Consider the following 12,390-nt stretch of genomic DNA (forward strand, 5'->3'; position numbering starts at 1 on the left):
TTCGCGAAACGGCGGTTGGCGTTGGGCGCCTCGAAGGTGATCTCCAGCTCGGTGAACAGGGCCTTGGCGTAGGTCTGGTCCATCTTCGCGTCGCCCGAGAAGCCAGCGATGGTGTTGGTCGCGGACACGCCGTTATAAGTGCTATAAGATATAATGTTTTTGCCATCGGCATTCCCCGCGGAAGCCGCATCGGCGCCTTCGCCAGACTCGTCGTCGGCGCTCGACGCCACATAGGCGCGGAAGAAGCTCTCGAAGTCGATGACGTAGTCGCCGTCGGCATCGTAAGTCGGGTTGCCGTTCTCGTCGTAGACGATGCGAGCGGTGCCGGAGGGGCCGGAAGCGGCCTCGCCCTCGTCGATCTTCCACGGGCCGCTCACGCGGCCAGCGGCCTTAAGCTCGTCGAAGGTGACGTTGACTTCCTGCTCGGCGCCGTCGGCATCCATGTACTTGAAGCGGAAGTTCGTGGCGTTGAACCAACCGCCGTCGCACTCGACGCAGGAGCAGTCCTTATTCTCCTGGCCGCCGCAAGCGGTGGCCTCGATGTAGGCGTTGTCGTCCTTAGTGTACACGTCGCCCGTAATGGTGAGGTAGATCTGGCGTGCGTCGGTGACCGACGAGCACTCGCGGGTGTCGGTGACCTTGTCGCCCTCGGTCTTCAGCTCGCCGGTGATCGTTTGGACGCTGCCGGGCTTGGTGACGATCTTGTTGTCGCCATCGAGCGCGCGGGGACCGGTGTACTTGATGTACTCGTCGCCGATCTTCACAAAGGGCGTGTACTGGTAGCTGATGCACGTGCCGTTCGCGTGGTCGTCGCAGTACACGTGGTCGGTCTTGGCATTCTCGCCGTTGCGCACCAGATAGGCCGGCACGTAGACGTTCTGCAGGCGGAAGGCCTTCTTGTTCGTCGCGAGGTTCTCGTCGAAGGTGCTCTTCAGGCTGATGCGCGTCAGGTGCGCGGCGCGGTTGTTGTTGACGTCGTTGCCCACCGTGCCGTCGAACTGGTTCTGGAAGCGCACCTCGAAGGTGGCCTTGGTGGGCGTCAGGTTGTCGCTCGTATCGTCGATCTGCTGCTTGCCGTCGACCCAGGAAAGGGTGCGCTTATCGCCGTAGTCGTAGATGCGCTTGGTGTCGGTGTTCCAACGGATGACATTGGCCGTGGTGGTATTTCCCCAGTAATCCGTGTAGCGCGTGACATCGTAGGTGCCGTTGTTGGCCCAAGCGCCCTGGGGCGTGATGTTCTCGTAGCCCGCGTTGTAGCCGTAGGACGTGGTGCGCGTGACCACCTGATCCTGGGCGCGATCCTTGATGACCCCATGGGCCGAGGAGTTGTTCTCGTAGTAGTTCTCGGCGTTGTCCGTCAGCGTGCCGTTGTTCTCGGTCTGGATGCCGGCGGCATAGCCGTAGCGCACCTTGTAGCCCACCATCCAGGCGGTGTCGTAGGCGCTGTTGCGCGGCACCCAGCGGTAGCCGTTGCCCGGGTAGCCGAACTGACGCTCGTAGCTGTTCACGATGGACCAGTTGTTGTAGGAGTACAGCTGCTTCTCCGCGCTGGTAAGGAAGGTCGTGGGCGCGTAGTAGCGGTTGTAGTCCACATGGGCCGTGGAGATGGCGTTGTCGATGTAGTTCTGGAAACGGGTCTCCTGAGCCGTGGTGCCGGCGGCGTAGAGCTTGTTGTTCTGGCCCTTGTAGATGTAGGGGCGTCCCAGCACCTCGTAGTCGGAGGTCGTCTGCCCGCTGCCGCGGTCGCCGTCGTAGGCGCGCGCCGTCTCGGCGGTGGCGTCGGCATCGCCGCCGTAGGGGCCGAGATCCAGCGTGTAGCTCGTCACGAACTCGCCGTCGGGCAGGTTGATGGTGAGCGGCTGGTGGTCGGTGAAGTCGCCGGTCTTGGTGATCTTGGAGGCGACCACCTTGCCCGCGGCGTCCTTCGGCTTCTTCTCGTAGCTGTACTCCGGCGCGCTCGACCAGTTGATGGCGTCCATGAAATCGGGCGTGTAGTCGCTCGGGCGCTTGAAGTAGATGAGCGCGTCGCCGTCCTTGTTCAGACCCTTGGTGAACAGGTAGGTGAGACCGGGGGACGCCGGCTCGTCCACTTCCTCGTGCTTGCCGGCGTTGGCCCCGGTGATGGGATTCAGATCCTCATCGATCATGGTCTCGGTGCCGTCGGCGTTCACGAGGTACATATTGTACTCGCGGATGCGGATGGTGCGGTTCACCGTATGGGTGACCTTGGCCCCATCGGAGGTGGTGAACTCGTAGGTGCTCCCCGCCCGCTTGCGCCAGCCGTTGTCGGTGGAGGCCAAAGACTCGGCCTGGGTCTTCGGCGGCGTGTAGGAGCCGTCGGTCACCTTGTCCCACGCCGTGGTGCGCAGGGTGATGAACACCTTGTCGAAGTTGTCGGCGCGCTCGGCGCGGGCGTAGTTGGTCACCGGGTTCAGGTGTGCCCACACGTTCGACGCCGTCATGGAGGCGATGGAGCTGTCGGCCGTGGCCGTGCCGTTCTTGGAGGTGCGGAAGAACTTCAGGCCCATGCCGAGGTAGCCGTAGTACTCCAGATCCTGATCGGGGTAGATCGTCGGCAGCGAGTCGTTGATGCGGATGTTGTCGGCCGCCGAGATATTGGTGCCCCAGGGCTTGTAGTCGTGGTCGCCGTAGTTGGTGTCGTTGCCGCCCGGCTCCCAGCGGTACAGCGACATGAAGTAGCCCTCGTCGTCCGCGAAGATGCGCTGGTCGGAATGGTTGTCCGACACGTTGGTGTTACCGGCCCAGCCGATGGAGCCCGCATCGCGGTTCACGGACTTCTGCACGAAGTTGCGGCTCTCGTAGGCGATCATGCGCGAGGACGTGCGCAGATGGCGCATCTTGCCCTCGTCGAACTGGTAGAAGTGGTAGTGGTGGTGGTAGCAGCCGTGGTAGGAGCACCAGCCGTCGTGGCAGCACTGGCCGGAGCGGTGGAAGTTCTTGTAGGACCAGGAGCCGCGACCGTACTCGTCGTAGTAGAAGTTCAGCGACTCGGCGCCCGTGGCCCCCATGTTGCTGAAGGTGGTGGCGATGTCGCGGTAGATGTTGCGCGCGTTGCCCCGCCAGCTCGAGTTGTTGGCGCGGGAGGTCAGCGTCTCGCTCGTGGCACCGTCGTGCTCGTTTCCGTTGTACACGGCGCGCTGGTTCGGCGAGTCGTAGCGCTGGGCCGCGGCGTGCACGTACTTCTCACCGGAGTACTCGCCGCCGATGGTCATGTTCATCGTGGTGGTGGAGGTCACCGTGTTGGCCGCCGTGGCGGACGTGGCCTGATCGGTGCGGATGAAGCGGCCCGTCACCTCGAAGGACATGTTCTTCGACCACTCGGCCGAGCTTGCGCCGAGGCTGTCGGCGAACCACTGGCCGTAGTCGGGCACCTTCGGGTAGCCGGCCGAGTCCAGCGTGCCCTGGTTGATGGTCACGTCGTAGACGATCTGGGTCACGCGGAAGGTGGGCACGCCGTCGGCGTAGTCGTTGAAGGTGTCGCGATAGGCATAGACGTCCTCTTTGCCGAAGCTCGGCACGTGCTTGGCGTAGGCCGCCTTCGGGTTCGCGGCCAGATCGACCGGGTTGCCGCTCGCGTCCACCACCTTCATGAGGTTCAGGCGGAAGAAGTAGTTGCCCTGGTTGTCCAGCTGCACGGAGGTGGGCACGCCGCCGTTGTTGCTCTTGTTGAGCGAGTCGTAGTACTGCGCGCGGATGGTGTTGCCGTCGATGACCATCTGCTGGCCGTCGCTGAACTTGACGGTCACCTTGTCCAGGTAGGACAGGGCCTGCTGCTTGATCTTGACGTAGTAGGCGTCGAAGCCCTCACCGGAGATATCCTGCACCATCTCCAGATGGGCGCCGGTGTTGTAGGTGTAGGAGCCCACGGTGTTGAAGCGCGGGTTGCCGTTGGCCCAGTCGTAGCAGAAGTGGTTGCCGTAGTAGTTGGAGCCGCTGTGGTAGTGGTACTGGTCGTCGATGTTGCCCGCCACGTCGCGGTAGGTGCCGTCGTCGACGAAGCCGGAGCCGTACACCCAGCGGGAGTTCTTGTCGTAGTAGGACCAGTTGCTGTAGCAGCCCTGGCAGCGGGTGGGATAGAAGTTCGAGTTGCCCTGCTCCATGAAGAAGGTGGTCTCGGGCGCCACCGAGCTTACGCCCGCGCGGGCCGGGTTCGGGTCGTAGCCCGAATGCCAGTTCGGGTGGTAGGTGATGTTGCCCAGGTTCGTCTGGGGCGTCGTGTCCACCTGGCGGAAGTCCACGAGGAAGGAGCCCTGGGACTTGTAGCCGATGGCCAAGTCACCCGAGGTCTCGTCCACCGACGAGCCCCAGCACCCGGAGTGCCCGTAGTGGTGGCCGTCGTTGGAGCCGGTAGAGTAGTTCGTGAAGCGGGTCGTCTGGGCGTCGCCCGTCAGGTACTTCGCGTTGTCGATCTTCTTGGGCTGGCCGTACCAGGTGGGATAGGTGCCGTTGATGAGCTTCGCGTCGCTCACGCCGCTCGCCGGGTCGAGCACCGACCAGCTGGGGCCGAGCTTCTGGCGGGTGATGGACACCGGCGTCGAGGAATCCCCCGACGTCTCCGGGCCCGAGGACACGGTGAGGCGCACGCGCTTGATGTCCACGGGCACGTCGTCGCCCGTGACAATCTCCTCCACCTTCTCGCCGTTGACCTCGGTCTCCCGCACGAGGCCCACGCAGATCACGTGGTTGTAGGTCACCGACTCGCTCGGCTGCATGTCGACGCCCTCGTCCACCGTGTAGCCGGCGGCGGTGAGCAGCGCGCGCACCTCGTCGACTTCCTTGTTCACGCAGCTGTCGAACAGCTGGGCGCGCTGGTACTGCTCGGTGGGGCCGTCGGAGACGTAGATCTTCACCGGCACGAACGTCGCGGGCTCGGCGACCGTCTCGTCTCCGTCCTCGGCGCCCTCGCCCTCGTCAGGCTCGGTGACCGTCGGGGGCACGGCCGGGCCGTCCCACTCGCCCTTGCGCTCGACGCGGATGACAAGACCGGCCTCGATGTCGTTGTTGCGCTCGTGGATGATGTCGACCTCTTCGTCCTCCAGGCCGAAACCGGCGGCGGCGAGCTTCAGCTTGGCCGCGTCCAGAGTCATCATGCGGTAGTCCTGGGCCAGCTCGGCGGCCTCGATCTTGGAGGGATGCAGGCCGTCGGAGACGGTGAGCTGCACCGTGGCGGGATGCTCCACGGCGTCCTTCGGCTTCACCGACCACAAAAGATCGGGATCGGTGGGAACCTCGACGCGCTCCTCGCCCTCCGCGTACACGTAGCTCGGGTCGTACTGCGGACGGGCGTAGACGCCCTCTACCGCCGGCTCCGTCCAGGCGTCCTTCACGATCGCCAGATCGATGATGCTGCCCGCGGGCACCGCATCGTCGTAAGCGTGAATCGACTCGGCGACCTCGAAGCCGTCGGTGGCGAGCTTGGCGCGCGCCTCGGCCTCGGTCAGATAGGTCGTGGTCGTGGTCTCGCCCTCGGTGGAGGTGACGGGGCGGTAGTCCTTGAACAGGTCGGCGCCCTTGGAAACGGTGACCTTCACCGTGCCGTAGCCGTCGGTGGCATTGCCGCCCTCATCGGTGCCCGGCTTGGGCTTGCCGTCTTCCAGCACCGGCTCGGTCAAGCGCTCGATGGCGATGACCTTGTCCTTCTCCACCGTCTCGCTAAAGACGTACTCCGTTTCGGCGATGTGGTAGAACAGCTCGCGCAGCGCGGGCTCGAGGCCCAGGAAGTCGGAGCCCACCAGCTCGGCCACCTGGTCCACGACCACTTCCTGGCCGCTGGACACCGTCACGCGCACCTGGGCGCGCACGCCGTCGGCCGCCTCCTTGACGACCTCGCAGCTGATGACGAAGCCCTTCGGAACGCCGGCCACCAACTTGTAGAGCTGCTTGCCGGAGGAGAGGGCCGCGTCCTTGTCGGCCACCTCTTCGTAGATCGTCTTGCCGTTGGCGTCCACCTCCGGCTCGCCGGCCTCGTTGGTCTTCTCAAGGTACAGCGTGATCTTGCTCGTGTCGTCGGAGCTGTCGATGGGCACGTAGGTGTCGTTGGAAGCGGCGAAGCGGATGTCGATGTCGTAGTCGGCATCGCGCAGGCGCCACTTGGCCGTGGCCTTCTCGTCGGCCGTGGCGGAGGAGAACACCGCGCCGCCGACGTAGTAGCGCGCCTCGGTGGTCGCCTCCTCGCCCTCGGCCTGGCGCTCGTACACATAGGCGGTCACGTAGCCCTCGTGGGCCGGAACGACCGCGCCGTTCTCGTCTTTCGTCTCGGGGATGTCGGTGTAAACGTAGAGCTGCGTGGGAGCGTCCACTCCCCCGCCGGTGCCGTTCTGCACGAGCAGCTCGCTGCCGGCGGCCACTTCCACGTAGCCGTCGCTCTCGAGCGCCTCGTCGAAGCGGTAGAAGGTGACACCGGCGCAATCGAGGGGCGTCGCATCCGCGTCCATGGTCTCGGTGCGGTAGCCGAAGCCCTCCCCGACGGCGACGATGGTCACCTTGGCCGTCTTGCCGTCGGCGGACTTGATGTACACCTCGGGCGCGGCGGGCGCCTCCTCGCCCTCGACGGGCTCGGGCGCGACGTAGTTGCCCAAGTCCCCCTCGGCGATGGTCACGTAGCCGTCGCTCACGAGGCTCTCGTCGAAGCGGTAGAACGTGGTGCCCTCGGTCAGCGGGTCCTCGTCGATCTCGAAACGGGTGCCCACGACCTGCTCGGCCAGTGGCTTGTTGGCGTTGTCGTCGTTCTTGTCCTCCACGGCCTCACCGGAATCCACGTCGGCGTAGGCGGAGCGCGCCACGGCGTCGTAGTACATCTTCGACACGAAGATGAGCGAGCGGTCGATGCGGCTCGTGATGTAGTTGTCCGCCGTGGCATTCAGCGGCTTGTCGTTGTTGCCGGCGTTGGTGCCCGTGAACGTGGGCAGGTCGAGCGGCAGCTCGCGGAAGCAGTCTAAATGATTATATGTCTGTACGTTTATAGTGCGCTGGGTTTCGAAGTTGCTGTCGGTGTAGCCGCGCATCTGGACGGACTGCTTGTCGATGGAGCCGGCGGAGCCGTCCACGCTCTTGGCCATGTCCTCGGCCATGTCCTTCCAGGAGTACAGCTGGAACAGCGTGGGCACCTCGATGCCCAAGTCGTGCAGCTGCTGCTCGGTCATGTAGAAGTTGCCGGCATGCACGCCGCCCTGCAGCGGGATGCGCACGCGGCCGTCATCGGTCACGGTGAAGCCGTGGGCCTGAAGCTCGGCCTTGGAAACGGCGGCGAAGTCCGCCGTGGTGCGGCCGCGGGCCTGCAGCACCTTGCCGTTGGTCTGCACGCCGGTGGTGTACTCCAGCTCGAAGCCGGCGAGGCGCTTGACCGTCGTGGTGACGGCGTCGTCACCCTCGCCCGTCGTGACGGGCACATCGACGTAGTACGGCCACAGCACGACCTTCTTCGTCGCCCACTTGGGGTCGGACGAGAGCTTGCGCAGATCGCTTGTCTGCTTCGGGTCGTAGCCGAAGATGCGGATCTTGCCGATCTTCTCGTCGGGGAAGCAGCGCAGGTAGTTGTTGGAGATGGAGTAGTCGATGGGATGGAAGCCCGTGTACTCGCCCACGTACCCGTTGCCGGAGCCCTCGCCTGTGACGGCGGCCTTGGTGGCGCGCACGCTTTCGAACTGGATGGGGAACGTGATGTTCACATCGGTGTCGTCCAGCTTCGAGACGGCGGCCTCGTTCTTCAGGTTCACCCAGTAGTTGAACGTCTTGGCGTAGGGCACCGTCACCTCGGTGCGGTTGCCGTCGGAGGCGTAGCTCGTGGAATCGGAGACCGTGGCCCCGGTGTAGTTGTTCACGTCGCCGTAGCGCACGTAGGAGTGGGCCTCCAGGTACGGGCGCGCCACGGAAAGGGCGGCGCACTTGCGCACCGTGTCGTAGCGGAACTTCTTCGAGGACTGCTGGACCTCATCCGCCGTGCTGTCGTTGATGGCGGAGTTGTCCTGCCAGTCGGCCGTGCGGGTGCCGCGGGTGTCCAGCTTGCCCTTCTGCTTCAGGAACAGGCGGGCGTGCAGGGTCTGGTTGTGCGGGTAGTACCAGTTGTAGACGGCAGTGCTGCTGGACCAGTAGGAGAAGGTGCGGTAACCGTTCACGCAGGGGGTGAGGGTCTTGTCCGTGCCGTTGACGAACAGCCCAGACGTCGACCAGCTGTTGCCGAAGGAGGCGGTGTTGCCCACGCCGTTGTACCAGTCGGCCTTGCCCGTGGCGGTGACCGTGAGCTCGCCGGCAGCGTCGGCGGCATCGGCCTTGCTGTTGTTCGCGCTCGTCACCGGCACGAGGGAGTCGCCGCGCCAACCGGTGTAGTTGTTGGCGTCGCCGTCGGTATCCCACGCGTAGTCGCCCGCGCGCCACGAGGGCTCGAGCGAGTCGTACTCGAAGTCGACCTGGTACAGGTAGCAGTCGTCGATGGTGTACTTCGTCGTGTTCTTATAAATGGTGCCGGTGAAGTTCGCCGTCGTGTAGGCCGTGTTGGTGCCGGCGATGGTGGGCACCGTGGTCTCGGCGTTGTAGCCGCTGGCCGGCGAGTTGGCCGGCGTCGTGCCGTTCTGCGTTTTCACCAGGCCCACGAAGGACACGGTCTGGGGGGCGCCGGAGCCCGAGGGGATCTTGTTCAGGGTCACGTCTCCCGCCGCGTTCCACAGATCGTGGAAGTTCAGGGTCGTCTTCGCGCCAGCGGCGCCCCAGATGGAGGAGTCGGCCGGCACCTTGATGATGCACTTCTCGCCATTGGGCTGGTAGAAGGTGAAGTTCACCGAGGACAGGGCGCCCATGGTCTTCAGCGCCGTGCCCACTTCCAACGTCTTCGTCTTGAAGCCGCGCACCACGCCGCGGTAGCCGTAGAAGTTGTTGGTGTCCAGATCGGCGGAGTTCCCATTGTTGGCCTCGGGATAGCCGGGCTCCAGCATGCTCTTCGCCTTCATGGAAACGCTCTCGATGCGCATGGAGAGCGTCGCCTTATCGGAGCGGGCGCGGCTGGCGTTGCGCAGGGTGAAGACGTAGCCGGTGTTGTCGGCCTTGTTGGCCACGGTCACGGTGGCGGAGTTGCCCGAACCCAGCGTGCCGTTGGTGGACGAGTTGGTGTAGCCGCCGGTCACGTACTCCGGCGTGGAGGACGAAACCGCGCCGCCCGGACGGGAGTCGCCGCCCTTGAACGCCGTGGCCTCGGAGGCGCCGGCGTACTGGTCGATGTAGAGCGTCTTGGTGGAGGAGCGGTCGATGTTGCCGTAGAAGCTCGACAGCGGGAAGTAGTACATCGTCGAGGACATACGGTGGTTGTAGTTATTGTTGATCTCCGCGCCCGTGGCGGTGGACGGCGTGCCGTGGGTGCGCACGTCGCCGTAGATGCGGGCCACAAGCGAGGTGTTCGTGCCGCGCTTGGCGGTATCCAGGCCGTCGTCGGGATAGGTCTCGTACAGCTCGGCGGACATGGTGGCGTACACGAGGCGGATGTTGCTCACGGCCTTGTAGTCGAAGTTGCCGCTGGCGTCCTGGCGCAGCTCCACGCTGCCGCCGTCGGTCTTGAGCTTCTCCAGACCCGCCTGGGTGAGATCGAGCGAGAGCGTCGCCTCGTCCACGGAGTAGTCGGCGCGGCTCGTGAAGTCGATGTCGCCGTCGGCGTTGCGCACGAGCTTGTCGATGGTGGCGGAATCGAGCGTCACCGTGGCCACCGGGTGCTTGCGGGCGGTTTCCACGCCGCTCGCGTTCACGGTCACCACATCGCCCGTCGTGCCGTCCACGGAGGTGGTGGAGGTCACCTGGCCGGCGGTGTTCTTGGTGTAGGTCTCCTGGGTGTGCGGCACCGCCGTCTCGCAGTCGTAGATCCACAGCGTCGCGATGTTGCCGGCGCGGTTGTACCAGGAGGTGTCCGTCTCGGAGGTGTCGGCCGGCAGCTTCGCGCGGCGGTTGTCGCCGTTCTTGTAGCGGAAGTAGCCGTCGATCTGCAGCGTATCGGCGATGAAGCCGCGGGCCTCGCTGATGAGGCCGTTGGCATCGTACTTGCTCACGCCGTTGCCGTCCACGGAGGTCTTCATGTAGGAGACGCCGTTGATGGCCAGATCCAGGTAGCTGTTCTCGGCGGTGGACTTGCTCTTGTTGGTGAGGATGTACTCGTACCAGGCGTCCTCGCGCGGGTTGTCGTCGCTGAACACCGAGGTGCCGTGCACCTGGCCGCTCGTCAGCGGCTTGCCCTCGTTGAACTGGGCGAAGCTGCCCTCGCCCCAACGGTAGGGCACGTTGGTGATCGTCTGGGGCAGCGTCTCGTGGATGACCTTGTTCGCGCTCTTCGGGCGATGCGTCGCCGCATCCACCTCGTAGTTGTCCTCGTTCGTCTTGCCGCCGGTCCAGTTGAAGTAGGTCTGCAGCTCCGGCTCGGCGGTGAGCGGCATCATCTTCGCGAAGTCGCCGTCGATGGTGCGCGTCGCGGTGTTGCGGTTCCACGACTCGGTCTTGTACTCGGTGGAGAACTCGGCGTTCAGGGCCATGGTGGTGGAACGGGTGGGCACGCCGAAGACCTCGACCATGGCGCAGTTGCTCTGGGTCGGGTCGGTCTGGGTCACCTGGGAGGCAAAGTGCGGCAGGTGCAGCACGAGGCGCACGACGTACAGATCGTCGGCGCAGCCCACGTCAGTCTTGGAATCGTGGCCGACGCCGTCCTTATGCTGGCAGCTGTCGGAGTGCACGTACCAGGCGGCCTCGGGGATGGAGACGACCCACTTGCCATTCTCGTCGGTGGTCACGTAGTCGGCCAGGTTGATGGCGTGGTACTTGGCGTTGCGCGCGGCGTCGGTGTACACCTGCTCACCGGTCTCCTCGTCGGCCGGGGTCGTGTCGAGAGCGCCGCCCATCTCGTGGATCGGCTTCGCGGGCACATCGGCCACGGTGATGGTCTCGTTGGCGTAGGTGCCGTTGCCCTGGACGCGGCGCACGGTCTCGGTGCGCGAGAAGGTGGTGTCGTCGGCGCCGATGGCGTACACGTCCAGCGTGTAGCCTTCCAGGGCCGCCTTCACCTCGTCCTCGGTCAGCACACTGGCATCTTGGGCCGTCGGATGAATGTAGTTGCCCTTCTGCTCGAAGCCGAAGCGGTCCTCGTCCAGGCCGTAGCCGCCGGCCTTCTTCGCCACGGCGTCGGAGAGGACGGCGTTCATGGCGTTAGCGTTCAGGTAGACGGTGTTCACCTCGAAGCCGCGCCACTGGCCGTCGACCAGCTCGCCGTAGATGGCGGCCTTGTTGCTCATGGCGCCCGTGGAGGCGTTGGCGAGCTTGCCGCCGTCGTAGTTGTAGGTGCCGTCCACATAGGTGCCCGTGGAGCCCTTGTCGCCATCGTACATGGTACCGTAGTAGCCGCCGATGGTGATGCGGGCCGAATCCATGGAGTAGCTCGCGTTGTTCGTGAGCGGGAAGCGCCAGCCGGAGTTCATGGTGCCCATGAGGGTCTCCATGGTGCCGTGGTTGTTGGAATTATGGTCCAACACGGCGCCCGTGGAGGCGTTCTTGTTGAAGCTGTAGTTCTTTTCGTCCACCTGCTGGCCCGGCTCATCGGCGTACAGGAAGGTGACGGCGCCGATCTTCGGCTGCACGGGATCGACCTGCGACACGAGCATGGCAGCGTCGGTGCGGTCCATGCCGTTGGAGCGGGCCTGAGCCGTTCCGTTCAGGTACTTGTAGGCAAGCGCGTTGTTCCCGTTCTTATCGGCGGTCTTGGCCTGCAGGATGGAGCCGCCGTTGATGTAGCCGGTCCAGTCGCCGTAGGTGTCGGAGGTATGGTCCCACGTGCCGGCATGGACGGCGTTCGCCAGATGGTTGTTGCCGTCGGTCAGGTTCGTGTCGTAGCAGGTGTTGAACGTGGAGGCCAGCGTGATGTTGCGCTGGGAGACATCCGTGCGTCCGAGCACGTCGATGACCGCGTTGTTCGCTTCCTTGACCGACTTGTTGAAGTGGTACATATCCATGCGGAAGGTGAGGAAGTAGCCATCGCCCCATGCCGTAGAGGGAATTTGCAGGTTGCCCTCGGCGGTGTAGGTGGCGCCAGCGGCGATGAGCTGCTCTAAGGTGAACACGTAGATTACCTTGGGCTGACCGTCTTCCATCTCGGTTGTGACCGTGGCGCCCGTCTTTGAATCGATGACGGTGCCCTCCTTGAAAGCGGAGGAATCGGAGGAAGAGCCCGTGTCACTCCCCTCGCCGCCTTCTTCTCCCGAATCGGACTCGTTGGTGCCTGAGTCAGACTCGTCGGTGCCTGAGTCAGACTCGTCGGTGCCGGATCCCTCGCCACTTCCAGCAGCAGACTCGCCGGAGCCGTCGCCCTCGTCCGGGGTCACCGGCGTCGGTACGGGCACGACCGTATTGCCC

Annotated in this window: 1 protein-coding gene (running past both ends of the window); it reads right to left on the reverse strand. The window is 64.6% G+C overall.

The whole window is internal to a hypothetical protein gene (locus AEQU_RS06380) on the reverse strand: the coding sequence, 74,247 nt in all, runs 46,867 nt past the left edge and 14,990 nt past the right edge, and what appears here is coding positions 14,991-27,380, spanning codon 4,997 (partial) through codon 9,127 (partial); the first complete codon in reading order (the gene reads right to left) occupies positions 12,387-12,389. Both the start codon and the stop codon lie outside the window.

Source organism: Adlercreutzia equolifaciens DSM 19450 (assembly GCF_000478885.1).
GTDB lineage: Bacteria > Actinomycetota > Coriobacteriia > Coriobacteriales > Eggerthellaceae > Adlercreutzia > Adlercreutzia equolifaciens.